Consider the following 26,988-nt stretch of genomic DNA (forward strand, 5'->3'; position numbering starts at 1 on the left):
TCTGCAAATTTAACATTAAATATTAAATTTGCAGAGATGATTCACTTATACATCTCCAAAATCCCCTTCAACGCTTCCAGCGTGTCGGCTTCTTCTGCTTTTTTGTCCTTTCGCCAGCGGAGGATTCTTGGGAACCTTACTGCAATTCCGGATTTATGCCTGGATGATTCGTTGATGCCTTCGAAGCCTATTTCGAAAACCAATTCGGGTTTTACGGTCCTTACCGGACCAAATTTTTCCAGGACGTTTCGTTTGATGAAATAATCGACCTGGCCGATTTCTACGTCTGTTAGTCCGGAGTAGGCTTTTGCGAATGGCACCAGCTTCCCGTCTTCGCCCCAGACGGCGAATGTATAGTCAGTGAATAATTCAGCGCGCCTGCCTGAGCCTTTCTGGGCATAAATAAGCACGGCGTCCACACTTAACGGATCGATTTTCCATTTCCACCAATCGCCTTTTTTACGGCCAACCTGGTAAGTGCTTTCTTTCCTCTTGATCATAAAACCTTCCGCAATATGCTGCCGGGAAAGTGTGTGCAACTCCCGCAAAACTACCCATTCTTTAAAATCAATAAGCGGCGAAAGATTAAATACAAATTGATTAGGCGCTTTCTGATGAATGAGTTCCAGCTCGGTCCGGCGTTGTTGCTGGGTAAGCCCCCTGACATCCACGCCATTGACTTCCAAAATATCATAAGCCAGAAATGCGACTGGTGCTTCTTCCAGCACTTTTTTGGATAGGTTTTTCCTGCCGATACGCGTTTGCAATACATTAAATGGCATCGGTTTATCATCCATATAGCTTACGATCTCTCCGTCGAGGACCGTTCCGTTTGGCAAAACTTCACTTAAAAAATGCAGTTCAGGGAATTTTTCAGTCGATAATTCTTCGCCGCGAGTCCAGATAAAAAGCTCATTGTTGCGATAAATAATTTGTGAGCGAATGCCGTCCCACTTCCATTCGGCAAACCAATCTTCGGGATTTCCCAAACCAGAAACGTCGCCTTCGATCGGATAAGCCAGGAAAAACGGATATGGGCGCGATGCGTTGTCATTTTCCCCTTTATCCAATATCAACTGCTCAAAGGTTGTCCCCGACGGCTCCCACTGACCCATGACCCGGTGCGCGATCACATTAGAATCGGTTTCGGTGGCTTCCGCCAATGCACGCACCACCAATGTTTGCGAAACCCCGATCCGGAAACTGCCCATCAATAATTTATTAAAAACAAAAGTCTCGTGCTGAGACAGTTGCATCCAGGCTTGCAGGATATGGTCACGTTTTTCTTCGTCCGTCATACCGGGTAAAAGTCCCAGATAATAGAACCATTCGGTAAGCGATTTGTCCGATCCGTCGACCTTACTTTTAGGCAAAAGCAATGAAATGGTTTCACCCAAATCGCCTACACTATGGTAACTTTCCTGGAAAAGCCACATCGGAATACCCGCTTCTTGTGCGGCCCATTCTTTTACCATCGTCCTGTTCACCTTAAACGAAGGCCGGCGACCGGTAAAAAGCGTTAATGCCCAGAGTTTGTCCTCGTCGGATGCAGTCAGAAAATATTGCTTCATCAACTCCACCTTTGCATTGGTTTTGTTGGTGCGGTCCAAGTTCATGAAAAGTTCTGCGAATTGTCTCATAGTGTGATGCCTCCTTCCCCTTCCGCTAAATCCCCTAAAGGGGACTTTTTTGTTGATGCCTTTGTATCAGTGATGAATTCGCCATCTAGTAATTCTTTGTGCTTTTCATAGGCGTCGGTTCCGGCACTGATGTCTTGTACAACTTCTTCTTCCTCATTTTCATCTTCGTTGCCGTACATGGTGTGGACTTCACCTGCTTCAATGCCATTTTCGTTCAGATATCTCGCGTAAATACTTGTATATCCATGCGTTACATATACCTTTTCGGCTCCCGATTCTTTTACAGCAGTGTTCAGATCCGGCCAGTCCACGTGATCGCTCAATACGAAACCCTGGTCCACGGCACGGCGGTTCTTGGCGCCGCGAAGGGCCATCCATCCTGAGCAATAACCGAGGGAATAGGGGGCGAACTTTTTGATCCACGTGCTGCTGTCGACCGAGGGCGGGGCTAACACCAATGATCCCCGAAATAGCTTCCGGTCGGTTTCTTTGGTGACCAATGTTAATTCAGGCAAATCAAAACCGGCCTGCCGTAACCTCTCGTTTAATGTATAAATAGCGCCGTGTGCGTAGATTATTTTGTCCTGTAATTCAATATTTTTCAATATCCGCTGCATTTTTCCCAATGAATAGCCCATCAGCACACTGGCTTTATCTTCACTTTTATTCTGCCGCCACCAGTTGTCAATTTCGCTCATCACCTCATGCTGAGGCTGCCATTTGTAAATAGGCAAACCGAAGGTTGATTCGGTAATAAAAACATTGCACTTGACTGGCTCATAAGGCGTAGCAAAGTTGTCATTTTCAAGCTTGTAGTCTCCGCTCGCAACCCAGACTTCCCCCTTATACTCCACCCGGACCTGTGCAGAACCAATAATATGACCCGCAGGATGCAATGAAAATGTGACACCATTGATCACAAACTTCTCGTAGTACTCAACGGTTTGTAAGGAAATATCCTGCCCTAATCGCAGCCGTAAAATGGGTTCGCTATCCTTGTGGGCCAGATAATGTTTGCTCCCCCAGCGCGCGTGATCGCTGTGCGCATGCGTGATGATCGCCCGGTCTACGGGGATCCATGGATCAATGTGCGCATCTGCAACGGCGCAGTATATACTTTTCCCTGTAAACTGTAAAAGAGATTGTGCTGGCATGGCTTGAAAAATATTAAAAGTGTGCCAATTGCGGACCGAGGCCTCTGACGCCTTTGAAAAATAAGTGCTATTTTTGAGTGACCAATTTCTCTGGCCTGCGTCTAAACAAATATCATTATCAAATACACAACTATGTCTAAGAAAAGTATGGAAAACCCTTTATCTCCAAGTGCGGAAGCAGCAAGATATCTTGAAAATGCCAGACAAATACTGACTGAAAAAGCAGGCAAAAAGGATGGATTGTATTCGGACATTAAATATGTAAGAATGGCCGCAGGCACTGCTTATTCAGCGGCGCTGCTAATTCTTGATGAATATCTGAAACAAAAAGAAGGCATTCATTTTGTAAAGCCACAAAGCATTGAGGACTACAAGGGCCGATTAAGAAAATATGACAAAAAATTGCTGAAACATACGATCAATGCTTACAGCGAATTACATCTTATTGGTTACTATCAAGGAACAGAATCAGCTGAGGTCATCCAGAACGGCTTGGCAAATGTGAAGCAAATGCTATCTTATATCTGATTCTTGTTTCTACATTTTTATTCTGCTCAACGCTCCCTATATCGTCTAATGATCAAAAACCTCTGCCTTTCGTGTTTTCTTTATCTAATAATCCTTAGCTGTAATCCCGAAAATTCATCGAAAAGGGAGGAGAACATAACTTCGAAATCGGTTAATTACACTGCCCAAACCAAAATCAATCACGCGCAAGGATTTACGATAACTTATCATAACAATTACAAAATCGTAAGCATCCTGAGTCCTTTTGAAACGGCAACGGATACTTCAAAATACATTTTACTGGAAAAAGGAGCACCACGACCGAAAGGTTTCGAGAATGCGCAGGTAATTAACATTCCGGTTACAAGCATTGTGGCTACTTCCTCCATGCATGCTGCATTACTGGAATTTCTGGATTCGGAGAACATTATCACTGGCCTTAGCAACCCGCAATACATTTATTCGCCTAAAATTCAATCGCGCATTGAAGCTGGCAAAGTGGCTAACATTGGACGGGATCAGGGATTGAATAATGAAAAACTCGTGGAAATGCATCCGGATGTGCTTATGGCCATGGGCGGGCCCGGCGCGAAAGTGGATCAATACAGCATTTTAACGCAGGCAGGAATTCCCATTTTGATTAATTCGGAATGGATTGAAAAAACGCCGCTGGCCCGTGCCGAGTGGGTTAAGCTTATTGCCGCATTATTAAATAAGGAAGAGCTGGTCAATGAAAAGTTTGGCAAGATCGAAAATGAATATCTTCGGTTGGCTCAGCTTGCTAAGGAGGTGAAAATCAAGCCATCCGTTATTTCGGGCTTGAATACCAAAGATGCCTGGTTTTTACCGAATGGGGACAGCTATATGTCGCAGTTTTTCAGGGATGCTGGAGGGGATTATCATTGGAGTAATATGAAGGCGACGGGCAGTTTGCCTTTGAACTTCGAATCGGTATATCCAATTGCTCTACAAGCCGACGCCTGGCTGAATGTTGGGTTCGATAAAAGTGATACGAAAGCCAACATTCTGGCGCAGGATTCCCGTTACAGCGATTTTAAGGCTTATAAATCGGGGCAAATGTTCAGTTACAATGGACGTGTTAATGAGCAGGGCGCGAACGATTTTTTTGAATCCGGAACTGTAAACCCGCACATTGTCCTGTCTGATCTTATCAAAATATTGCATCCGGAACTCCTGCCAAATCATAATTTGGTCTACTATAAGCAGCTCAAATAATGGTCGGATCCCTCAACAAAGCACCATTGCTTAAAACGCCCCTGAATGCGCACCGGCTCACTTTTTCGGGATTGACAACGCTGGCAATTGTGTTTTTCGTGCTGGATGTAATGCTGGGCTCCGTGCAAATTCCGCTTAAAGAAGTTTTTAGAATCATTTTTTTACAAGACTCCGAAAATACTGCCTGGCTTTTTATCATTGAAAAAATCCGCATCCCAAAAGCGATAACCGCAATGCTGGTAGGTTGCGGACTATCCGTCAGTGGATTACAAATGCAAACCTTGTTCCGAAATCCTTTGGCAGGACCGTCGGAGCTGGGTATAACAGCAGGCGCCGGACTGGGCGTGGCGGCGGTAATGCTTGCAGGCGGAAGCAGCGCGAGCATGTATGCGATCAGCAAACTTGGCGTTTCGGGCAGTTGGCTCATCATTGTGATGGCTTCGCTGGGATCTGCACTGGTGCTTTCGCTGATATTACTGATTGCAGGAAGGATCCGGGACAATGTAATATTGCTGATCGTCGGGGTGATGATCGGGACGATAACGCTTTCCATTGTCAGCATCTGGCAATATTTCAGTCAGCCCGAACAATTGCAGGAATACATTATGTGGACATTCGGGTCGTTGGGGGGCGTTACGCAGTATCACCTTTACGCGCTTTCGGGTGTGGTTGCATTTGGGCTGCTACTCGCTTTTATATCTTCCAAATCGCTTAATGCATTATTGTTGGGGGAAAATTACGCCAAAAGCATGGGCCTTACCATTGGAAAAACACGACTGATCATCATGCTCAGCACCAGCTTGCTAACCGGCAGCATTACCGCATTTTGCGGTCCGATCGGATTCGTCGGCATTGCTGTTCCGCATATAACGCGCTCGCTGTTTGGCACGTCGGACCACCGGGTGCTCATTCCCGGCTGCTGCCTCACCGGCATGGTGCTGCTGCTTTTATGTGACATCATTGCCCAGTTGCCGGGCATGCAAACCGTCATTCCGGTGAATGTTGTCACCTCGCTACTTGGCGCACCGGTGGTTATCTGGATCATTATCAGCCGCAATAACCTCCGTTCTTCTTTCTCATGAGTGATGTGAAACCATTTCTGGAAACGAAGGATTTGTCTATTGGATATAAGACCAAGCGTACCGAACGCATTATTTCAAAACACCTGAACCTAACCCTCCTACCGGGGCAGCTTGTGTGCCTGCTTGGCTCCAATGGCTCAGGAAAATCGACACTAATGCGGACAATTGCAGGCCTCCAACCCGCTTTGGAAGGCACTGTTTACATTGGACAGGAGCCTATTTCCAGCTTAAAATCGGCTCAGCTCGCACAAACATTGAGCCTCGTTTTGACCGAGCGCATCGAGGCTGGAAATCTTACCGCGCTGGAAGTGATTACATTAGGACGCACGCCCTACACCGGCTGGCTTGGCGCATTAAGCGAGATCGACCATAAAAAGATCGAAGAAGCTATTTTACTGGCCAATGTTGAAAATTTGGTAAACAGGAAAATCCATCAGCTGAGCGATGGAGAACGGCAAAAGGTCATGCTGGCACGTGCGCTTGCACAAGACACAGAACTCATTCTGCTCGACGAGCCTACCGCGCATCTGGATCTGCCCAACCGCGTGGAAATGATGCGCTTGCTGCATAATTTGGCCAGAACAACCGGAAAAGCCATCTTACTAAGCACACACGAACTAGACCTTGCATTACAAGCTGCTGATATTCTCTGGCTTATGCAGCAAAACGGCGAACTTGTAGCCGGTGTCCCCGAAGATCTTGTTTTGAATGGGGCATTTGAAGCAGCATTTGAAAAGAATGGATTCTTTTTTGATAAATCCAGCGGCACATTCAACATTTACCAGGACGTTTGCACACATTCCATAAGCATTGCGGGTGATCCTGTCTTGGCTTTCTGGACCAGACGGGCCTTGCAACGAGAAGGTTTTGGTTTGACCGACGACATGAATGCAACATTCAAGGTCCGTTGCGATCGGGATGCAGCTGGCACAACCTGGCAAATGGAATGGCAACAAAAAAATGCAAAATACTTCACTATTGCTGAATTGGTTGCGGCAATCAAACTGGCCGCGAAATAACGGCTTCCTCACTTTTAATATATGTTCCGGTGAACTAGTTACTGCTCTATTTTCTTATTATTAAATAACATTAATGAACTGACATGGCTTCTCTGGACATCGTACAAGCATATTATTCAAGCTTTAATCATAAAAACTGGGACGGCATGCTCGCCCTGGTGCACCCGGAAGTTAGGCATGAGCCTAACCAGGGCGAAGTGCGCATCGGCATCGAAAAATTCACTGAGTTTCTTGGCCAAATGGACGAATCCTATGAAGAAACCCTCACCGACATGGTCTTTTTCACAACCACGGACGACTCCCGGGTGGCGGTTGAATTCACAGTGAGAGGAATTTACAAAAAAGGCGAAGAGGGCTTCCCTGAGGCTTACGGACAGGCTTACAAACTTCCGGCAGCCGCTTTTTTGGAATTAAAAAATGAAAAAATCTGCCGCGTAACCACTTATTACAATCTGCCGCATTGGATAGAGCTGGTTTCAAACCCGAAAAATGACTGAGCAACTGACTTTTGCATCTTATAAGGGTGTTGAAATAGCATCCGTGGTGGAAGCATTGGGCGCATTGCGCATCGCAGTTTTCCATGATTATCCTTATTTGTATGAGGGGTCGCTGGATTACGAAAAAGAGTATCTGCAAATTTACGTTCAGTCCGAACGCGCCTTTTTGTTCGCTGTCTTTGATAAAGGAAAAATGGTAGGCGCAACAACGTGCATTCCATTAACCGACGAAGCTGCGGAAGTCCGGAAACCGTTTGAAGATGCGGGATTCGACATAAGCACTATATTTTACTTTGGCGAAAGCATATTACTTCCCGAATATCGCGGATTAGGGCTTGGACATCGTTTTTTTGATGAACGCGAGGCGCATGCCAGAAGCTTCGGACATTACAATTTATGCTGTTTTTGCTCGGTCGACCGGGGCGAGAACCACCCCGCCAAACCAGCCGATTATCGTCCTAATGACGCATTCTGGATCAAACGCGGATATGTAAAGGAACCTGCGTTGCAAAGTTCCATGGAATGGCCCGATATTGGCGAAACGGCTTCCTCCTCAAAACAAATGATTTTCTGGATCAAACCACTCGATCACTAAATGCCTATGTCTGTAATCGTTGCCTCAGCTCAATATCCGATCTCCCAACATGTCGACCTTGCGGGCTGGCAAAGACACATTGAAAACTGGGTAGCCGATGCAGCTGCGAGCGGAGCCGGACTATTGCTGTTTCCTGAGTACGGCGCCATGGAATTGGTTAGCATATTATCTCTTGACATTCAGCAAGATATCTTCCTGCAAGTTGCGGCGATGGATGGCTTTGTGGAGTCGTTCTGCCAGATCTTTGCAGACCTGGCGCGCCAATATAATGTGGTGATTGTTGCGCCAAGCTTGCCTGTTATTGATGATGGAAAGCACCATAACCGTGTTTTCGTTTTTTCAAACAAAGGCCTTGTCGGTTACCAGGATAAGTTTTTCATGACCCGGTTTGAAAATGAAGAATGGGGCATTCAAAGCGCTCCCAAAGTGCTGACGGTGTTCGAAGCGGCTTGGGGCAAATTTGGCATTCAGATCTGTTATGACATTGAATTTGGGTTAGGATCCCAATTATTGTGCAGCGCAGGGGCATCACTGATCCTCGTTCCAAGCTGCACGGAAACCATCCGTGGCGCTACGCGTGTACATGTAGGCGCGCGGGCTCGCGCGCTGGAAAATCAGGCTTATACAGCTGTTTCTCAGACCGTCGGCAACGCAACCTGGTCACCGGCAGTGGATATTAATTACGGCTATGCAGCCTATTATTCCACGCCTGACAGGGGCTTACCTGAGGAAGGCATTATCGCTGCCGAAATCCCCCAGAAAGAAGGCTGGCTCGTTCAGGAGCTGGACTTTTCTAAAATTGATGAAGTAAGGCAGGACGGGCATGTGCTAAATTTCAATGATCAGCAAAGGATCACTGTCGAAATGCGGTCGGAACAAGTGCACGTTTTGCATGTAACCATTTGAAAAACGGAAGCAGATAATGTGTGATTTCAGTTTCAAAAATTGCACATTATCCAGATATCTGGTTCAAAATAAATATAACTATTCCAATCCATTATAAATCACCGCAATTAACTTGGGCGAGTATTCGGTAATCATGGATCGCATTTTGCATAAGTCACTTCAAAGCACTTAATCCACCCCCTTGTTTTAACATAAAAATACTTACAATCAGCAAGATACATGTATTTTTATGTGAATCAATACGAACATACTACATTACTATACGGCGATTTAATTGTATTATAAATATAGTTTGAGATTGATCGTAGTAAGCTAAAATATTATTAAGAGTAGCTGACGAAAGAGCGCGAATTTAATTTTTTTAAGATGAATGATGGTATATTAATTTATCATTATCACTCTTAAAAACGTACTCTACCGTGAAAACACTCTACTTATTTCTTTGGACGACCGTAGTCGGTCTTTCCATAAGTTTGAGCGCTCAGGCTCAATGCACGATTCTCGATCCCATAGTTGAACTAATTGGCTTTTCGGGGAGCGAAGAAAATTGCACTGCCAATGTAACCATCTCATTTACAATTGATAAAAACAATGGGAATAAATACACCTACATTCATTTATGGAATGAAGCAGACTACCCTGACCCGGCATATGATTACAAAAAAGCGCCGGAAGGAGAGGATCTGGCTAGTGCGCTGGCAACGATAGCCATTAGCACCAATGGCTCCTCTTCCCTCCTTTCCACTTATGGTCCCGATGAAACGGTAACCCCACTTTTTGCTGGCTTATTTATTGCCGAAGAAGACCTGGGCGGTAAGCAGACCAGAATCACAATCAGCAATGTTCAAATCGTCATTCCCGGGGCTTGCGAGAACCCTCCAAAATTGATCAGCGACATTTGGTCTACGCAGGCGGAAGCGGACAAACACCCTCCTGTTCATTGTGTCTTCACCAACATCCCGCTTACGATCAAGGGACCAGAGATTACAGGAGAAATTAATTGTAATGAACCGGAAGGACCCAGAACATATGATCTCAACATTACCACGACCGATCCGAACGCTATCCAGGTTACTTACAAGCTTTATCTGGATGACGGAGCATTAACAAATAACCAACCCACTTTCGGGCCGGATGACGAGTTGTTTCTGACCAGTTCGATCACCCTTTCTTCAACGCTTCCGATCACAAAAACAGAAGCAACATATCCGTATGATTTTATGGAAGATAAGCGATCTATCTGGGTTGTACTGACGTTACCTTCATTGCCGCATGACATTATTTACGAAATCGTAAACAACTGCTCCCTAACACTTCCAGTTAAGTTGGCGAAGTTCAAGGGCGACTTGCTGGACAACGCGATTGCGCTTTCATGGATTACAACCGAAGAATCAGGAAGCAGTTATTTTGATGTGGAACGCAGCAAAGACGCCGTGGAATTTGTTAACCTTGGCCGCATCCAGGCGACAGGAACAACCGATGTGACGCAGCATTATAGTTTCCTGGACCAGCTGCCGTTGCAGGGAAATAATTATTACAGGCTCACGATGGTCGATCTGGATGGCAGCACCGCCCGATCCAGCATTATAGCTGTGGCGAACCATGCATCCAGCATTTCATTTGAGCTTTTGGGAAATCCGGTCACTAACCGGGAAGTGCGGTTTATTCTGAAAAATGAAAAACCCGAGAACATTATGCTGCACGACCTGAACGGCAGAAGTATTGATTTTTCAATATCAAAAACAGGAAACACATATACGCTTAAACCTGGACACAGCATTACCAGCGGTTTATATCTGCTCAATTTACGCAACTACCCGGGCCAAATTAAAAAGGTGTTGATCCCTTAAAACAGTCTGACCACTATACATGCCAGGCGCCGGACGGTAATTGTCCGGCGTTTTCTGTTTCAGGTTTTTTCAAATCATTTTTTCAAAACCCGGTTCACGTCATCCACCGAAATGCGGTCGGGCATGTTGCCGAATTGCTGCCTTACGTAGGTGAGCAGCTGGGCCATTTCTGCCGGCGGGATAAAATCGTGTTTGGGCATCAGATCATTGTAAGGCTTACCCAGCACCTCTATCGGTCCTTCCAAACCATTTGCTACGGCCTGGATCAGTTTTCTTTTATCCTCAGTAACCCATTCGGAATTTACCAAAGGCGGAAAGCGGCTGCCGTCGCCGAGGCCGTTGGACTGGTGGCATGGCGTACAATAAGTGCTGTAAATTTTTTCGCCTGCGAGCTTTGTATCCTTATCCAGGTTATCCTTTACGGGATCCGGCGTTCGGATGTTTCCTGCCAGCTTGTGCTTCTCCATAGCAGCCAGTTGCGGCGCTCCGAATGACTGCTTATTTCCTTTAAACATGATCCGCCAGATCTTGCCTTTTTTCGAATCTGTAATGTAAAGGGAGCCGTCCGGCCCCTGTGCCAGGCCCATAGGCCGGGCTTTGGCATCGCTTACATTGATGATCGGATCCATGCCTGCAAAGCCATCTGCAAAAACTTCCCATTTTTCTGAAAATTTACCATTTACCCAAGGCACAAAACAAACGAAAAAGCCCGCCTGCGGATAAGGAGCACGGTTTGTGGAGCCATGAAAGGCGATGAATGCGCCATTCTTATAACGTTCCGGGAACTGACTTCCGGTGTAAAACAGAATGTCGTTGGGTGCCCAATGTCCGGGGAATCCAATGATCGGGTTTTGATATTTAGCTCCTTCACCCTCTTTTTTGCCATCACCGCCGTATTCGGGGTTCAGGACCTTCTTGCCTTTCATCTGGTCAAAATAATAGTATGGCCAGCCCAGGTTTGTTCCCTGGGTCACTTTTACGAATTCTTCGGCGGGTAAAACGGCGCTTTGCCATGAGGAATAAATGTCAGGAAACAAGCGGCGCAGATTGTCGCGTCCGTGAACAACTGCATATAAATTTTGATCCGCATTATTCCACCGCATGCCCACAATGCTCCTCAAACCCGTTGCATACAAGCTGCCGTCGGCCTGCGTCTGATTCAGCTTATCAGCACTGAACTTCCAGATTCCGCCATGTTTTTCCAGGTCCGGGCAAGGATTAAGGCCAATGGTTCCCGGTTTACCACCCGGGGAATTGGCCACATCCTGGCATGCATCGGAAGGCGCTCCGAAAGGCACGTACATGTTCCCTTTGTCATCAAAAGCCATGGGTTTGGTAATGTGCCAATGTGTGCCGTGCTCATGATCATCTTTTAAAATTACCTCTACGGTGCTGTCCGGCAGCAGCTGCCCCGGGATCAGTTTGCTGCGGTATACAAACAGTGAAGAACTGTAATACAAATATCCGTTGCGGATCGTGATGCCGTTGGCGAGGCTGCTCTGATCGGGGTAATTGCCGAAATTTTGGATAATGTCGGCTTTCCCATCCCGGTTTGTGTCCCTGAGAGCCGCAGTTCCGCCCCGCTGGCCTTTTCCGAAGTAGCGCAGTTTTACATAAATATCGCCATTATCATTTACCGTAATGTGCCGGGCCAGTCCGGTGCTGTCGGCGACTACGAGTGCTTCAAAACCTGCCGGCGTTGCCAGGCCGCCATTGTCCGGATCACCTTTTGGCAGTAAATCCGGCCTTTGCGCGCCGATGAGAAGCATTACTATCAGGCCGAAGCTGAAATATCGCTGCACAAGCCTCCTTTTTTGTTTATAAAAATCAGATCCCATTATTTCAATTATCTATTTTTTAGCCCCTAACCCATTCAAATCCCACACAATTTTCCCATCCCTGATCGTCATCTCGATTTCCAGTTTCTTGGATCCTGCTATACTTTTCCCACCGGAATCTGTAAAACCGAACTGACCGTCACGAACCCTGAAAATGGCGAGATCAGCCACATTGCCTGCTTTCATATTGCCCAATTCTTCGTGCTTAATAGCCTGTGCAGCATTCCAGGTTGCGATTTGCACCACATCATGCAAGGACAAACCCAGCGCCATGAATTTTGACATAACATTCGCCATGTCTTTCATAGCCGAATTCATGCTGAACCGGTGCAGATCAGTGCCGAAAGAATTTGGAGCAAAACCTTGCTTAATCGCCGGTGCGGCCTGATCAAACCAGAAACCCGCGCCGCCGTGACCCAGATCAAATAGTACTCCGCGTTTTTTTGCTTCCAGCACAAATGGCCGCACCTTTCCATCTTCGCCAATGATCGGCATCCGCTCCTTAATGTTTTCAAAAGTATGCGTAATCATATCGCCCGCACTGAGCCTGGCAAGCTGATCCTGTAAGGAATATTGGGGTAAATGGCATTCCACAAAAAGCGGCTTCTCGACCTGTCGGGCGAGTTTTATCGCATTATCATAAGGCGTCCAGTCGGCTCCGTTATAATGCCCGATCTTTACGCCCACGATCAGGTCGGCATGTTGGTTGATGATCTTTAAAGCAGAATCCGGGACCATATCGGCAATGTTCTGCTCATGTTCAGCGCCGGTCATTCCGTCCCCGGCAATGTTGATAAAAGCCAGAATTCTCGTTTTGGACTGATCAATAACCTGTTTCTTAAACAAAGGAAAACTCCGCCAACCCGAAGTTCCTGCATCTACAACCGTCGTTACCCCGGACCGGAATGTGAAATCATCGGGAGAAACGCTGTTTACGCCATTGGCAAAAAGACCCGCATGCGGACCCACAAAAACATGCGTATGCATATCAATAAAACCGGGCGTTACAAATAAGCCTTTTGCATCAATCGTTCTCTCAGCAGGCTCGTTAATTTTATCTGACACTTTTACGATAACACCCTTACTGACAGCCACATCCATCACTTTATCAATGTTATTTGCAGGATCAATAACATGGCCGCCTTTGACGATCAGATCATAGGTCTGGCCAAAGCCATTGCTGTAAAAAACAAGCAAAAACAGCACCCAAAAGTGACTTTTGATAACATTTATGACCCTGTCGAATGTTATTAAATCCATCACCACCAGTTATTTAGCCAATGTTTCAGATTCCCAACCCGCCGCGCTGATCCCGTTCAGGTCCCAGACGATTTTACCTGCGCGGATGGTCAGCTCGGCTTCCAGTTTTTTATCACCTTTGAGTTTCAATTTTCGGGTGTCTAAAAAGCCAAAATCTCCTTTTCTCAAATTAAACACAGCAATATCTGCCTCAGAACCAACGGATAATGTTCCCAGATCCGGGCGTTTGATAACTTGTGCGGGATTCCATGTTGCTCGCAGAATGGCATCCGGAAGCGTCATTCCCATGTTAAGAAATTTGGAAATTACATTGTCCAGGCCTTTCATAGCGCCGTTCATGCTATCGGTATGCAAGTCTGTGCTGATCACATTAGGCTTAAATCCCTGCTGCATGGCCGGAATCGCCTGCCGCCACGCAAATGCGCCACCGCCATGCCCGACATCGAAAATCAGCCCGTTCTTTTGTGCTTCGAAAACGAATGGTTTTACTTTTCCTTTTTCGTCTACAACCGTTTCGCGGTTTTCCGGCCCATGCGAAAAAGTGTGCGTGAAAATGTCGCCTGGACGAAGATACTCTTTGAATAGTTTTTCAATGGATAGGGGCGGCTTATGCTCCCCGAAATCAACCATAACCGGCACATTGGCCAGTTTTCCGGCCTCAACCGCGGCTTTCACCTGCGCGTAGTCGCCCCAGTAATGTGCTGCTTTTACACCTACAATGATCTTTGGAAAAAGCCTTTGGATCATATTGGCGGCCATAACGGGGTTCATATCCGTAACATCCTGCTCTTCATAACGGCTGGCCATGCCCGTGCCGACAATGTTGAGCAATGCCAGGACGCGCGTCTGCGCTTTATCGATCGTCTGTGCTTTAAAAGTCCGGAAGTTGCGCCAGCCGGATGAGCCGGCATCTACAACCGTTGTGATCCCGGCGCGAAAAGTGAAGCCGTCGGGCGGCAGGCTGGTGGAGGCATTGGCAATATAGGCATCGGGCACAGTTCCGGCAAAAACGTGCGCGTGCATATCGATCAGCCCCGGCGTTACATAAAAACCTTTTACATCAACCGTCTTTTTTGCTTCCGAAGCTGGAATGTTACTGGCTACCCGGACGATTTTGCCGCCTGAAACAGCGACATCCATTGCCGCATCAATGTTGTTTTTGGGATCAATGACGTGCCCGCCTTTCAGCAGGAGGTCAATTTCCTGGGCATTGGTAAAGTAAGGAGAGAATAGAAACAGCAGGGAACACAGGAACACGGCAACGCGTCCGGCGTTCTTTGCATGTGTGCAAGCCAACATTTGTTAAGAGTTTAGATCTGAATTGTATTCATATACAAGACAATAAGGGCAAAATATTACTTCAAAAGATTTGAAACTTTGCGCTTAACGGGCAAAAAAGAAAGGCGCATCGCTGCGCCTTATGTGTATAGTTGGGTTAAGGTGGGAAGTCAGGGCATTTCATGTTGATTATAGCGAGCGTTGATTTGGATAATTCCATCATTTTTCACGGCTAATCGCTTTATTGCGGAATAAAGTTGGCTTACCCGGCAGCAAATTTCAAAACCAAAGAGGGAACGGTTGCTTCTGGCTATTTAACGGTGAACGGTTAGTATATGAGCCGCCGTTAATCAGCTACTTCACATTAATGCAATCTTATTTCAAAGAAATAATCCGGTTGGAGCATGCGTCAGAGATTTATCTTTTTACTTGCTTTTTGTCTGAGTCCAATACTGCTTTTCGGGCAGACGATTTTTCAGAATATCAAGTGGCAGGACGGTCTTAGTGCGAAACAAGTGCGGTGCCTTTATAAGGACGATACAGGATTTCTCTGGATCGGAACCAACAATGGCCTTAACCGCTACGACGGGGCCGTTGTAAAGCAATACAAGCACGGCCCGAAACAGAAAAATCTTCTTGTCAATGCCATACAACCGCTCGGCAAGGGAGATACGCTGATCCTCGGATTACTGAACGGTGTGATGCTGTTCAATATGAGCTCAGGCTCGTTTTCCAAAGACAGCCGCTTCTCCGCCCTGGATCAGGAATCAATTGTAACCATTAAGACTGATAATGTCGGGCGCCTTTGGATTGGCACTTCCAACAGGATCTACGTTTATGAAAAAGGGAAATTACTTCCTCTCGCGGCCATTGTGCCGTCGGCATCAACCATGTTCGGCGTACCGGACTATTTTCTTTCCGGCATGGTGTGGGACACGATCAGAAACGGCTTCTGGATTGTAGGCAGCAAGCCTTATTTTATCGATATCAGAAAAAAAGCGATTTACCATAAACAAAACAATGTTCTGCATTCACCCATATTCGACCTGAAATATGTAAATGCGCTCGCTGTTGACAGCAAAGGCGACATTTGGTACGGATGCGACGACAACCTGACCCTCAATTACTGGAATGTCAGAAAAGGCTCAGTGCAAAGCTTCCCTGCGCTCGACGGCAATAAGATCAGCGATGGGATCAATCATTTATTTATAGACCATAAGGACCGGCTATGGATATCGACATGGTTGTTTGCGGCCTATATCAAGGAACGCGGACAACCGATCAAGAAGATTGAGTATGACCAAAACCTTCCTTATTGCATCGGTTATGGACATTTCCGGGACGCAATTACAGACAAGGAAGGTAATGTGTGGCTGGGAACGATCAATGGTGTAAGTAAAAGTCAATCACAATATCCGTTGCAGGCGATATACCAGCTGCCTAATTTCAAATTTTTCCTTGAAACCGGTTTTGCCCATGCCAACTCCATTACGGTTGACAAAAACCTGGTGATGGCATGCAAGGAGGATGGGGCTATTGCTTATCATACCGATAACCGCACTTATCAGCGCTACACCGTTACGGACGGAGACTTGCGAAGAAACCGTTTCGTGATGTGCACCAAAGCGAAAGATGCCTGGTGGTTTGTAGGAGACGACGGCGTGCACGTGCTGCATAACGGGAGCGATAAACTGGTGAAGTTTACAGATATAAAAAAAGGCACGCCCCACCGCTACGCAAACTTTGTTTTTACTGATCATAAAGGAAATATCTGGTTCCAGATCCTGGAAGACGCCATTTACCGCCACGATCCGGTAACTAAGAAAACAACGCGCTATGACGGAACTGATAGTCGTTTTGGGTTATTTGCATTTAAAAGTTGCCCGAGTTCTTTGCAGCTGAGCGACACCGATATCTTGTTTTCACTGCCCGGAAGCGGACTTCTGAAATTCAATTACGAGAAAGAATTCTTTTCTATTTTACCCAATAAAGAACTAGCTAATGCACAGGTCCTGAAACTTGCCGAAGATAAAAAAGGCAACATATGGACTGCCGTGAGTGGCAGAGGGCTGGTGAAGATAAGTCGTGACGGCACACCGCTGGACAGCATCGACAGCAGAACCGGACTGTTCTATGATTATTTATCCAGCATTGCCATTGATTCGCGCGGTGCGGTTTGGGGATCCAGCAGGGAGGGACTTATGTTTTTCAACCCGGATACGCGCGCTGTAACGAAAGTTGAGATCGACCTTGGCAAAACATTGCAGGATTATTATAACAACCTCACATTCGCGAACGGTAAAATCTATGCGGTAATGCTGGACCATATCCTGTTAATAGACCCTTTCAGCTTTGCCGGCGTGCCGGTAAAACAGCCGCCTTTTATCACTTCCATCAAGGTTTTTGGTCAGGAAAAGCTGGGATTTGAAAAAGGGGGTGTCCTGAAACTGGCTCCGGATGAGGATTTTATTACGTTTCAATATGCTTCATTAAGTCACCGCGATATCCCGGCCCTGCAATACAGTTACCAGCTGGAAGGCATTGACGGAAACTGGGTGAACGCAGGCAGGGCGATTACGGCTACGTACACCAATCTTTTGCCGGGGAAATATGTGTTCAAAGTCCGGAGTACGGATGAATTCGGCAGATGGATGACAAAAATCCAGAAGCTGCAAGTGGTTGTAAGACCCAACTGGTGGCAAACCTGGTGGTTCAGAACGATATGCCTGATCCTGGCGGCTGTAACATTGTTTTTTGTTTATCAGGCTTACAGTCAGCGTAAGAAGCAAAAAGTCCAGAGTGAGCAAAAAGAATTAATGTTGCTGAAAATCAGCAAGATGCTTGCCGAAAGCCAGCTGATGGCGTTAAGGGCACAAATGAACCCGCATTTTATCTTCAACTGCCTCAACAGCATTCAGGAATGCATTGTGACCGGGAAATATCCGCAGGCAAGCACTTATCTCAATAAGTTTTCCAAGCTGTTCAGAATGGTTTTGCGAAACTCGGGGAAAGATCTTATTCCTATTACACAAGAGCGCCAGGTCCTGGAACTCTATCTTGAACTGGAATTGATGCGTTTTGAAGGAAATTTTACCTACGAGATCATTATGGACCCCGAGTTGGAAGAGGAGGACGTTGCGCTACCCTCGATGCTCTTACAGCCTTATGTGGAAAATGCGCTCTGGCATGGCCTGCTGCATAAAGACGACGACCGCAAGCTGCTCGTTGAATTCAGGCTGGTTAACGAGGACGTTTTTATTTGCAGGATACAGGACAACGGCATTGGAAGAAAGAAATCATTTGAATTAAAATCACAGAGCATCAAATACAAAAGTCACGATTCGCAGGGATTAAGCATCACGCAAGACCGCATCGACCTGATCAACAAACAGGGAAACCATGCGGTGCTTAACATCGAAGACCTTTACGACGAAAACGGCGAAGCCACCGGCACACTGGTGGAAATAGAACTATCAACGTATCTCAACAATGTATAATCAAGAAAATGATTAAAGCGCTGATTATTGACGACGAACCCAAAGCACGCACTGTGCTTAAATATTATATTGAAAGTTTTGTTGGAGAGATTACGGAAGTCAGGCAGGCGGAGTCCGTGGACCAGGCACTCGAAATCCTGCGGTATTTCACTCCCGGGATCGTATTTCTGGATGTGGAAATGCCCAAGCGTAACGGTTTTGACTTTTTGCGTGCGCTGGTAAACCCGTCATTCGAGGTGATTTTTACAACTGCTTACAATCAGTATGCGGTTCAGGCGATCCGGTTCAGTGCGCTGGATTATTTGCTCAAACCCATAGACCCGGATGAGCTCAGGTATGCCGTAGACAGATATCTGAAAATGCAGATGCCCGATGCCAAAAGCAACCTGATCTTATATGATAACCTCGTTCAGAATATTGGTAAAAGCGAAACCAAAGATTTCCGGCTTGCTATTCCATCAAAGGACGGCGTGCTGTTTTTGACATTGGAACAAATCATACGCATGCAGGGAGATGGTAATTATACATTTATCCACACCACTCACAAAAAGCCCATCGTTACCAGCAAAACACTGAAATACTTTGATGAGATGCTGGACGAATTCGGTTTTATCCGCACCCACAAATCACATTTGGTAAATCCGAGACACATTTCCCAGATGAGTCATGACCACGGATACATTGTGGTAAGCGATGGCACCGAGGTGGAAATATCCCGCAGGAAGAAAGTGGAAGTAGTCAGATTATTGAAACTCAGATAAGGTGAAGCGCCTTTATTCCTCGCTATCGTTTTTCAAGTGCATTAATGCGGCTTCCTGACCGCTAATTTTTTCATTCCCACCGGAGGCTGGTTGGTTTTTCATCGCTACTGGTTCGTTCCTATATTCATGCAGTTTTGATGACTAATTAAACGGTTTAGGTGTTCAGTCCGAATGTTGGGGATCCCGGCATTCGGCTTTTTTTTAGTTTACCAGGCACGACGTATATTTGCTAAATGTTAGCCAGTCAATTGTGAATAAGTATAGCAAGAATAGTCTTCTAATAGGATTTTCTACCCTAGCTCTAATCATCCCTCGCTTGTATTATGTGGAACGGTTTGCTGTTTCATTGCCATTTTGGGATCAATGGGATGCTGAATGGCTTGGCTTACTGAAACCGTGGATCGAGGGGAAATTACAATTTCAGGACCTCTTCATTGCACACAATGAACATCGCATCCTGCCTACCCGCATCATGACCTTGTTCACTTTCTGGCTGACAGGATCCTGGAACAACATTGTCGAAGCACGTTTTAATATTCTGTTTGGTGCGTCAACGCCCTTACTTCTTATCTGGACCCTGGCCCGGACCGAAAAAATAACCGGATTAAAATGGCTGATTATTGCCGTTATCATTGCAGGCGGATCACTTCCTTTCTCGTGGGAAAACTTTTTGATTGGTTTTCAGAGCCAGTTTTACTTTGTTAACCTATTTACACTCGCATCACTGATTATTGCCGCCCATTTTCACAATAGAAGCTGGTCCGTATGGGTGATTTTATTTTTGAGCCTGATCAGCATTTTAACATTGGCCTCGGGCCTGTTAACGCCTCTTGCCGTAATCGCTGTTTATCTCGCACGGGCTTACTTTCAACGCTTATTAAGTGCAAAGACAGCCTTATTAATGATCATTCTGTTTGCAATGGCAGTTTCGGCTTATTTCACGATGCCCCGTGTTGAAGGACATTATATTTTACATGCCACCACGTTTTCAGAGTTCATATCTACGATGCTTCGCCTTATGGGCTGGCCTTTGCGCGGCAGCAAATTGTTTATTGGTGTCATGTGGCTGCCAGGCTTATTTTTTGTCTCCCGCATGCTTTTCCTGCGCAAACAGATAGGCAAAACCGATTTGTTAATGTTTGGCTACCTCGCATGGACCGCCATGCAAATCGTCGCACTCGCTTACGGCCGCGGGCACGATTCCATACATATGCCGCCACGCTATGCCGAAGTCCTCTTGCTGGGTCTGGCGGCGAACAGCTGGTTTGTGGTAAGGCTTACGAGTATTAAGGGCAAGCCCGTGGTCAGAAAGGCCGTTTGGGGTGTTGCAGCAGTGTTTTTCGTAGCCGTATTTTTCAGCTACATTCAACGGTCCGTATTGGATTTCAGGGTGTTGAAGGAAGAACGCGCAAGGCGATTGACGCAAACAGAGAATGTCCGAAACTATCTGGCTACAAAGGATTTTTCTACAATAAATAAGCCGGGTTTTCAAATCCCTTACCCGGATCCGAAAAGGTTGCAAATGATCCTTAATGACTCTACTTTGCAAGAAGTCCTGGTCATCGGGAACAAAGTCCCACCCAAAAAATAGGGCTCATCAATTCACGCTGTTATTTAATTTTTCCACGACTTCCAGTATCGTAGTGTCCTCAATTACATTGGCCTGGATATCGTGGTTGTGAAATTCTTCCAGTTTCCGCTTACGCTTGGTATCGCTGATTCCTCTTTCAACCTTTTCATGATATTCCTCCAATGAGCGGCAGTAGTAATGGTTGAGCTGGATTTTATCCACGCTTACATCCGCAGTCGCGCCGTCAATGGCAATGTAGTGCTCATTAACACAAAAATATCCGGGTTTATAATGAAAGCAGTGCGACTTATAGGCGGATTTCACAAATCGGGGCTGCACAATGCTTTTAATATGCCTGTTGGGCGGGAAAGTAACTTCCGAGCGTTTTGTAAAGTTTTCCAGCTGTGGTCCGCCCGGCTTTTGAACATGTCCATTGGAGCCGAAAATAAGCCAGGAAACCCCTAACCCACCGTAATTTTCATAGTTTTTCAAAAATTCCGGCAGGTTTGAACTTGCTGTTTTTGGGACTATAAATTCGTCAATATCAATGAAGCCGATCCAGGTGGAAGAACCGCCGAATCTGTCCAGACAATGCTGGTATGCCTTAACATGTTTGTTTTTCCCCGGCATATCAATCACCGTAACATCAGCGGGAGCATTAATAGCTGCTAATGCAGTACGAATCGGCACCTTACTACCATTATCGTAAATGTAAAAATGCTGGACACCGATTTTGCGATGATACCCGATCCACTCTTCCAGATAGTTGTTTTCGTCCTTAACGATACAACAAAGGGACAAATCATATTGATGAACCTGCGGATGCTGATCGGCTCCCCGAAATTTTGAAATCAGCTTTTTTATTGAAAACATAAGGACTTGAACACAGTAATGCTTCAAATTTATACATTATCAATGAAGCTGCATGCGCTTAAACTATTTAACCACCTCGCTGACCAGAATGACCGGGCTGATATTGGTATATTTAGGAAAATCCGCACGAATGGCGTCTCTATTCGGACCGATCGCAGCCTGGTAGTCGCTCAGGCTTTTTACATAAAATGTACCGATGGCCATGAAAGGCAATGGCTGGTTGGGAATGCCGCTCGCGATACCTTTTTCAATGGTGTATTTTACCAAATTTGACCCCAAAAACCCTGCTACCATCGGCATATGCTTGGTTTCATAATAGGCCATATCAAAGGTTTTACCTTCCGCAAAAGGATACATCACGCATACTTTGGTCAAGCCTTTCTCTGCCACAGCCGTGCTTTGCTTTTCCTGTGCAAAAGCGGTGAAACAAATGGTCAGCAGAATAAGCGAGACAAATAGTTTTACTTTCATCGTTTCTTTTTTTAAATGGTAAACTGTTCATTTTGAATAGGATTACACAAATATTAAAATAATGACTTTATTCGCAAAACGTTATTTTTCTGTGGAAACAATCGGGCATTTCGGCTACTTGTTTAAAGTTTCCATCCATCCCGCAACCCTGCCAAACCATTCCTCAAAGGTCGGATACGTCAAAAACCCGTGCTCGCCTTTTGAATAAATATGCAATGCGGCTGGAATCCCATTTTTATTTAATGCCTTGTAAAACTGAATGCTGTTGGAAACCGGAACGACCACATCTGCGCCGGAATGGACCAGAAATGCAGGCGGTGTTTCTTTGGTAACCTGCAATTCATTCGAGAACAAACGAATCTTCTTAGCTCTTGCATTTTTGCCCAACAAATTTTCCCGAGAACCCATGTGCCCTGTGCTGTCATTGAAGCTTACGACGGGATTGATCAATATCATAAAGTCCGGTCGAAGGCTGGTTTTCCCTGCTTGATCAATGTAGCGCGTTTTGAAATGTGTTCCGGCGGTGGAGGCGAGGTGGCCGCCCGCTGAAAACCCCATGATGCCGATTTTATTTGGGCCAATTCCGAATTCCGCGGCGTGTTCGCGTACGATCTTAATGGCTTGCTGCGCATCCTGGATCGGCCCGATGGATTGATCCTTCATGATCTTCGGATCTGGCAATCTGTACTTTACGACAAATGCGGCTATACCGAGTTTGTTGAATGCCCGTGCAACATCACTGCCTTCTCGCTTGGTCAATAATGTGCCGTAGCCGCCGCCCGGACAGATGATCACCGCCGTTCCCGTGGCTTTTTCTTTGGCTGGCAAAAAGACGGTGAGTCCCGGAATGGAAACTTTGGAAGTAAGGGAATCGACTAATGCATTTGCTGTGTGGGTTTCCTGGTCCGGCCCCGAAATTGAATTCGGGACCGTTCCTGGATAGAGGTTTATGTGGGTTTGCGCAATGCTTTTGAGGCTAAAAAAGGAAGTTAATGCAGCCAGGAAAATCCATTTTATTATGAGCATGTCAGGGCACTTTGGAGTCGGTAACCGTCAGAATTCCCTGCATTACCCGCCAATGTCCTGGGAATGAGCATATGAATGGATATTCGCCAGGCTGGCTCGGGGCTTTAAATTCCAACCGGAATGATTTCCCCGAGTTGATGAGCGGTGTTGCAAACAAAACATCCGGCGTGGAAGGAACGAAATTTTTTTCAAAACCATCTTTCAGACTCGCCATCGCATCGGCCGCTTCACCAACTCTTTCAGCCGCGCCAGGCTTGACGATCACCACATTATGCGGCATGAGATCCGGGTTTTCGAAAACCAATGTTACGGCCCTGCCTGCGGGAACGCTTAATGCTTTCTTGTCAAAAGCCATTTTTGCTTCGATCGCCACGAGTTTTATTTCAATCGTCCCTATATTTTCCAGCATCGATAGCACGTCCTTTCTGTCTTTCTCCGGCATGTAAACCAACATATTTTTCATGATTGCAACAGCGTCAGCAAATGGCTGAGAGTTTTGAATGGATTCCGGCGTGCTGCCCAATGATGCGATCAGATCCTTTGTTGACTGCGTTTTGGCCGCGTTTTCAATGGTTATTCTCATCAATAAAGGATAGCCGGCCGTTGGCATGTTCGGAGCGATTTCTTTTATCTTATTATAAAAAGAAGCACGTAAATCCGCATTGGTCAACATTGAAATCGCTGACAAAAACACCTCTTGTTTCTCCTGCATTACTTTTTGTAAAGTCTGATCAGACTGCCCTGCGGTAATCATTGCTGCTAAGCCGATTGCCTGCATCACCTGACTTGTATCAGCATTGATCAGCTTTGTAAGCTCAGCCTTATTTTGTTTCAGCTCCGAAGGATCGGAAAAGAGTAAAAGCTTGATAAGCTCCTGTTGCGCCGGATTGGATTGGCGGTCTTTTTCTTCTTCCCGGATTGCATTTAACAGCACATTCACTTTTCCCGTTTTCTTTGTTTTGGCAAGACTGCTCACCGCTTGCTGTTTTTTTGTCGCATCAATATCCGGCCTTGTTAACATGGCCGTGAGCACATCGGGAGATTGGGGTAATGTGGCTAATTCCTGCGCATTTGCCAGTTTTAATAAATAACGGTTGCCTTTGTTTCCTCCGAAACTCTTGCCTTGCTTCATTCCTGCCAGCCAAGTCGGTTTTAAAAACCGGAAAGTTTCATGCACGGCATAATCCATGTAATAATCGGTCGGATATTTGAAGATGTCTGCGGCGGCAGTTACAGCCTGGTCCGAATTGAAATAACTCAATGCCACAACTGCTTCTATTCGCACGCGCGCCGATTCATCATTGATTCTGGCGCGCATCAGTCCCAGCGAGCCGGGAATACGGTCGTGCCAGTAAAGGAGCAATTTTGTGGCCGCAGCGCGTGCATGAGGCTCTTTTGCATTAAGTAACGTTTTTAAAATTGTTGGTTCAACGACATTGAAATCCTGATAAAGCCACAATCCTTCGAGCAGATTATGCTCGTATTGCGGATCGTTTTTGTCCAGTGCAGATACCCACTTTTTAAGTTCAGGCAACACTTCTTCGGCTTTCTTTTCACGGATCTGCGCCCGCGAACGATAGCGGAAACGGTCTTCGTGCACTTTCAGATTATCCAGTAACTGAGCAATGCTTTGCTTGGAAACGTCGGTTACTTTCAGCACCGGCTTGCCTTTATAAGTGATGCGCCAGACACGGCCGTGTGATTTGTCGCGGGCTGGATCTCGCGGCGGATTTTCACCGTGCGAGATCAGCGGATTGTACCAGTCTACAATGTATAGGCCGCCATCCGGGCCGAATTCAATGTCGATCGGACGGAAATTCGGATCCTGGGATTGGAGGATCGCCTCCACTTCCTTACTCCCAATTCCTGAGCCGCGCGGAATAATTCGGTGCTGCTTCGTACCCTGAAAACCAATGTTGTTATTGACCAGAAAATCGCCCTGAACCTCATCCGGAAACTGTCTGCTGGAAACGATTTCGATGCCCGCAGTGGGTCTTACACGTGTTTCTGTGAACATTTCAATGCGTGGATGTTTGTCTGGATAAGTAACATTGCCTGTCATGGGCGGCGCAAAATAATTGGAACCGTCGGAGGCATCGCCGATCAAATGCATGCCCCATTTGTCAAAAACGCTGCCCCACGGATTGTAGTAAGGATAAGAAATGTAATGTGTGAGCTTCGCCGTACGGGGCTCGTAACGATACGTCGCGCCGGCATAGGAGCGGATGGGGCCATAAGGCGTTTCCACTTGCGAATTCAGGAATGTGCCTTCATTGAAATACAATGCGCCGTCCTGCCCGAAGGTGAATGCGTGCGTGGCATGGTGGCTATCTTCCGAACCGAAACCGGTCAGAACCACTTCCCTGAAATCGGCTTTGTCGTCACCGTTCGTATCTTTCAAAAACACAATGTCCGGCTCCTGAGACACATAAACGCCACCATCGCCGAACTCAAAACCCAGCGGCAGGTAAAGATCATCGGCAAAAACAGTGTGCTTATCGGCTTTTCCATCGGCATCCGTATCTTCCAGGATCACGATTTTGTCGTGCACGGGAATGCCGGGAAAATATTGCGGATAAGTCGGCATCGTGGCTACCCAAAGCCGGCCGCGCGCATCGAAGTTCATGGCAACCGGTTTTTCAATTGGGAAATCCTTTTCCGAAGCGAAAAGATTGATCTCATAACCTTCCGGCAGCTTGAATCCTTCGGTCGTTGCGGGCCACGTTTTTTCGTGGTGCGCGTGTGCGGCTGCTTTCGCGGCTTCTCCTTGCCGTCCGGTCATTGGAATATCAGGTGTTAGCATTGGATCTACCGGTTTTCCGCGCCGGTCTACGATTTCAATGGCCTTTTTATAAGCATCTGCATTGTTACTTTTCCCCATTTCCCAGATCACCGAATCCAGCGAAGCCGTCATTTGATTGAGTTTTTTCAGCTCCGGCGGGAATGCGATCACGCCGAACGGCTCTCTTCTGCGGCCATAAATGTACTCGCCATTCACCGCGCGCCAGCGGTAAAAAAAGTGATCGTCTTTCATCTTGATCACCGCCAAAAGCTTCTTGCTGCTTTCCGAGTTCAGATCGGGCATTTTGCCAAAACCCAGCGATTGCGCCATCCATTCCGCCGCCTGCCTGTAACCATTTCCGGTGAGGTGAATGCCATTTATGGTTAGTTTTTCCTGGCCTTTTTGTTTCATCTTAGCCAGTGACGGCGTGAAAAGATCAATAAAATAGATCCCTTTCGCAGCCGCCGTTTTCTGCATGGCTTTGGAATACAAATCCAGGTTTTTATTGTGCTCCGCCGGATTTGGAAAATTCACGCCCAGCTCCTCATGCGCAATCGGGGAAACAAGCACGAGCGCAGGCGCCGAGCGACCATTGTATTGATTTTTTTGCAGGTTTTGAATGAATGTGTTAAGGTCTTTTTCAAATTGCGGCAATCCTGCGGGACCTTTAAATGCTTCATTCATACCAAAACATAGGAAAATCATGTCCGCTTTCTGATCATAGAGATCCTGGTTCAAACCTTCAAAATTGAGCGCGACGGGCATTACAATGCGCTCGCCTTCATGTGTGAAACCCTGAAATTTCACCTCCTTCTGGCCTTCGGTAAGCCTTTTTGTTTTTTCTCCAAAACCCGGGAAATTCAGCGGGCGAGGCTGTAAGCCCACTTCATCCGCGCTCCAACCCATGTTTCGCAAGGTTAGTTGCTTGCCGGGGAAGTTTTTCTGAAGTATTGTTTCAAAGTAGCCGTAATGCCGCATCCGGTCGGCAAATGTGTTGCCAAGGAGGATGATATGATCGCCATTTTTGGGTGCGAAACCGGGGTTAGGCGCCTGCGCGTTCGCAAATGTGACCCACAAACAAACGATGGCCAGAAGGATATGCTGAAATTTGGACTTCATAATCAATAAGATAAGTCAATAAAAGGG

General features: G+C 46.4%; 20 protein-coding genes. 11 read left to right on the plus strand and 9 right to left on the minus strand.

Translation table 11 applies throughout. From position 1 onward, the window contains the following. Nucleotides 1-41 precede the first annotated feature (41 nt). Both L0660_RS23230 and L0660_RS23235 read right to left on the minus strand, forming a co-directional pair. Entirely contained in the window at nucleotides 42-1,640 is a 1,599-nt protein-coding gene (locus L0660_RS23230) for an ATP-dependent DNA ligase (RefSeq protein WP_235161529.1), read from the minus strand. Continuing rightward, nucleotides 1,637-2,794, minus strand: coding sequence for a ligase-associated DNA damage response exonuclease (locus tag L0660_RS23235; protein ID WP_235161530.1), 1,158 nt, complete (start codon nucleotides 2,792-2,794; stop codon nucleotides 1,637-1,639). Before L0660_RS23235 ends, L0660_RS23230 begins: the two co-directional genes overlap by 4 nt. Before the next feature lie 132 nt (nucleotides 2,795-2,926). Between L0660_RS23235 and L0660_RS23240 the strand changes: the two genes are divergently transcribed. From L0660_RS23240 to L0660_RS23275, 8 genes are all read left to right on the plus strand, one after another. Then, on the plus strand, nucleotides 2,927-3,322 hold the full coding sequence (locus tag L0660_RS23240) for a DUF5618 family protein (RefSeq protein WP_051350346.1): 396 nt from the start codon (nucleotides 2,927-2,929) through the stop codon (nucleotides 3,320-3,322). Nucleotides 3,323-3,370: 48 nt separating this feature from the next. Beyond that, on the plus strand, nucleotides 3,371-4,537 hold the full coding sequence (locus L0660_RS23245; RefSeq protein ID WP_235161531.1) for an ABC transporter substrate-binding protein: 1,167 nt from the start codon (nucleotides 3,371-3,373) through the stop codon (nucleotides 4,535-4,537). Continuing rightward, a complete protein-coding gene (locus L0660_RS23250; protein WP_255711283.1) occupies nucleotides 4,537-5,619 on the plus strand; it encodes an iron ABC transporter permease in 1,083 nt (360 codons plus the stop codon). Before L0660_RS23245 ends, L0660_RS23250 begins: the two co-directional genes overlap by 1 nt. Continuing rightward, nucleotides 5,616-6,638 carry an ABC transporter ATP-binding protein gene (locus tag L0660_RS23255; protein ID WP_235161532.1) on the plus strand — a complete coding sequence of 341 codons (1,023 nt, stop codon included), beginning with the start codon at nucleotides 5,616-5,618 and terminating at the stop codon, nucleotides 6,636-6,638. The genes L0660_RS23250 and L0660_RS23255 overlap by 4 nt, the downstream gene beginning before the upstream one ends. Nucleotides 6,639-6,721: 83 nt before the next feature. Further along, nucleotides 6,722-7,135 (plus strand): nuclear transport factor 2 family protein, encoded by a 414-nt coding sequence (locus tag L0660_RS23260; RefSeq protein WP_235161533.1) that lies wholly within the window; start codon nucleotides 6,722-6,724, stop codon nucleotides 7,133-7,135. After that, nucleotides 7,128-7,730, plus strand: coding sequence for a GNAT family N-acetyltransferase (locus L0660_RS23265; RefSeq protein ID WP_235161534.1), 603 nt, complete (start codon nucleotides 7,128-7,130; stop codon nucleotides 7,728-7,730). The genes L0660_RS23260 and L0660_RS23265 overlap by 8 nt, the downstream gene beginning before the upstream one ends. Beyond that, nucleotides 7,731-8,636: a carbon-nitrogen hydrolase family protein gene (locus L0660_RS23270; RefSeq protein WP_310589643.1), complete on the plus strand. Its 906-nt coding sequence runs from the start codon at nucleotides 7,731-7,733 to the stop codon at nucleotides 8,634-8,636. A 419-nt stretch (nucleotides 8,637-9,055) separates the two neighbouring features. Next, complete coding sequence (locus tag L0660_RS23275; RefSeq protein WP_235161535.1) at nucleotides 9,056-10,486, plus strand: T9SS type A sorting domain-containing protein; 1,431 nt, start codon at nucleotides 9,056-9,058, stop codon at nucleotides 10,484-10,486. A 74-nt stretch (nucleotides 10,487-10,560) separates the two neighbouring features. Here L0660_RS23275 and L0660_RS23280 read toward each other — a convergent pair whose 3' ends face one another. The 3 genes from L0660_RS23280 to L0660_RS23290 form a co-directional block, all read right to left on the minus strand. After that, nucleotides 10,561-12,255 carry a PQQ-dependent sugar dehydrogenase gene (locus L0660_RS23280; RefSeq protein ID WP_235161621.1) on the minus strand — a complete coding sequence of 565 codons (1,695 nt, stop codon included), beginning with the start codon at nucleotides 12,253-12,255 and terminating at the stop codon, nucleotides 10,561-10,563. Nucleotides 12,256-12,336: 81 nt separating this feature from the next. Beyond that, the gene (locus L0660_RS23285; protein ID WP_235161536.1) at nucleotides 12,337-13,584 is read right to left on the minus strand and encodes an amidohydrolase/deacetylase family metallohydrolase; all 1,248 of its coding nucleotides are present in this window, start codon (nucleotides 13,582-13,584) and stop codon (nucleotides 12,337-12,339) included. 9 nt (nucleotides 13,585-13,593) lie between these two features. After that, nucleotides 13,594-14,883 (minus strand): amidohydrolase/deacetylase family metallohydrolase, encoded by a 1,290-nt coding sequence (locus tag L0660_RS23290; RefSeq protein WP_235161537.1) that lies wholly within the window; start codon nucleotides 14,881-14,883, stop codon nucleotides 13,594-13,596. Between the two features lie 383 nt (nucleotides 14,884-15,266). Between L0660_RS23290 and L0660_RS23295 the strand changes: the two genes are divergently transcribed. From L0660_RS23295 to L0660_RS23305, 3 genes are all read left to right on the plus strand, one after another. Beyond that, nucleotides 15,267-18,359, plus strand: coding sequence for a sensor histidine kinase (locus tag L0660_RS23295; RefSeq protein ID WP_235161538.1), 3,093 nt, complete (start codon nucleotides 15,267-15,269; stop codon nucleotides 18,357-18,359). An 8-nt stretch (nucleotides 18,360-18,367) separates the two neighbouring features. Next, complete coding sequence (locus L0660_RS23300) at nucleotides 18,368-19,120, plus strand: LytTR family DNA-binding domain-containing protein (RefSeq protein WP_233798892.1); 753 nt, start codon at nucleotides 18,368-18,370, stop codon at nucleotides 19,118-19,120. Between the two features lie 325 nt (nucleotides 19,121-19,445). Next, a complete protein-coding gene (locus L0660_RS23305) occupies nucleotides 19,446-20,711 on the plus strand; it encodes a hypothetical protein (RefSeq protein WP_235161539.1) in 1,266 nt (421 codons plus the stop codon). 6 nt (nucleotides 20,712-20,717) lie between these two features. Here the strand turns inward: L0660_RS23305 and L0660_RS23310 are convergent, their stop codons facing one another. From L0660_RS23310 to L0660_RS23325, 4 genes are all read right to left on the minus strand, one after another. Further along, nucleotides 20,718-21,563: a glycosyltransferase family 92 protein gene (locus L0660_RS23310; protein WP_235161540.1), complete on the minus strand. Its 846-nt coding sequence runs from the start codon at nucleotides 21,561-21,563 to the stop codon at nucleotides 20,718-20,720. A gap of 63 nt (nucleotides 21,564-21,626) precedes the next feature. Then, nucleotides 21,627-22,034: an EthD family reductase gene (locus tag L0660_RS23315; RefSeq protein ID WP_235161541.1), complete on the minus strand. Its 408-nt coding sequence runs from the start codon at nucleotides 22,032-22,034 to the stop codon at nucleotides 21,627-21,629. A 114-nt stretch (nucleotides 22,035-22,148) separates the two neighbouring features. Then, nucleotides 22,149-23,060, minus strand: coding sequence for an alpha/beta hydrolase (locus tag L0660_RS23320; protein WP_235161542.1), 912 nt, complete (start codon nucleotides 23,058-23,060; stop codon nucleotides 22,149-22,151). A 1-nt stretch (nucleotide 23,061) separates the two neighbouring features. Then, a complete protein-coding gene (locus tag L0660_RS23325; RefSeq protein ID WP_235161543.1) occupies nucleotides 23,062-26,961 on the minus strand; it encodes a PVC-type heme-binding CxxCH protein in 3,900 nt (1,299 codons plus the stop codon). Nucleotides 26,962-26,988 lie beyond the last annotated feature (27 nt).

The sequence above is a fragment of the Dyadobacter sp. CY351 genome (assembly GCF_021502625.1).
Classification (GTDB): Bacteria; Bacteroidota; Bacteroidia; order Cytophagales; family Spirosomataceae; genus Dyadobacter; species Dyadobacter chenhuakuii.

Coding starts and splice junctions, on each gene's coding strand:
- L0660_RS23320 (WP_235161542.1), bottom strand. CDS start 23,060: ATGCTCATAATAAAATGGATTTTCCTGGCTGCATTAACTTCCTTTTTT.
- L0660_RS23270 (WP_310589643.1), top strand. CDS start 7,731: ATGCCTATGTCTGTAATCGTTGCCTCAGCTCAATATCCGATCTCCCAA.
- L0660_RS23255 (WP_235161532.1), top strand. CDS start 5,616: ATGAGTGATGTGAAACCATTTCTGGAAACGAAGGATTTGTCTATTGGA.
- L0660_RS23265 (WP_235161534.1), top strand. CDS start 7,128: ATGACTGAGCAACTGACTTTTGCATCTTATAAGGGTGTTGAAATAGCA.
- L0660_RS23325 (WP_235161543.1), bottom strand. CDS start 26,961: ATGAAGTCCAAATTTCAGCATATCCTTCTGGCCATCGTTTGTTTGTGG.
- L0660_RS23295 (WP_235161538.1), top strand. CDS start 15,267: ATGCGTCAGAGATTTATCTTTTTACTTGCTTTTTGTCTGAGTCCAATA.
- L0660_RS23280 (WP_235161621.1), bottom strand. CDS start 12,255: ATGCTTCTCATCGGCGCGCAAAGGCCGGATTTACTGCCAAAAGGTGAT.
- L0660_RS23290 (WP_235161537.1), bottom strand. CDS start 14,883: ATGTTGGCTTGCACACATGCAAAGAACGCCGGACGCGTTGCCGTGTTC.
- L0660_RS23315 (WP_235161541.1), bottom strand. CDS start 22,034: ATGAAAGTAAAACTATTTGTCTCGCTTATTCTGCTGACCATTTGTTTC.
- L0660_RS23240 (WP_051350346.1), top strand. CDS start 2,927: ATGTCTAAGAAAAGTATGGAAAACCCTTTATCTCCAAGTGCGGAAGCA.
- L0660_RS23245 (WP_235161531.1), top strand. CDS start 3,371: ATGATCAAAAACCTCTGCCTTTCGTGTTTTCTTTATCTAATAATCCTT.
- L0660_RS23235 (WP_235161530.1), bottom strand. CDS start 2,794: ATGCCAGCACAATCTCTTTTACAGTTTACAGGGAAAAGTATATACTGC.
- L0660_RS23285 (WP_235161536.1), bottom strand. CDS start 13,584: ATGGATTTAATAACATTCGACAGGGTCATAAATGTTATCAAAAGTCAC.
- L0660_RS23300 (WP_233798892.1), top strand. CDS start 18,368: ATGATTAAAGCGCTGATTATTGACGACGAACCCAAAGCACGCACTGTG.
- L0660_RS23260 (WP_235161533.1), top strand. CDS start 6,722: ATGGCTTCTCTGGACATCGTACAAGCATATTATTCAAGCTTTAATCAT.
- L0660_RS23250 (WP_255711283.1), top strand. CDS start 4,537: ATGGTCGGATCCCTCAACAAAGCACCATTGCTTAAAACGCCCCTGAAT.
- L0660_RS23310 (WP_235161540.1), bottom strand. CDS start 21,563: ATGTTTTCAATAAAAAAGCTGATTTCAAAATTTCGGGGAGCCGATCAG.
- L0660_RS23230 (WP_235161529.1), bottom strand. CDS start 1,640: ATGAGACAATTCGCAGAACTTTTCATGAACTTGGACCGCACCAACAAA.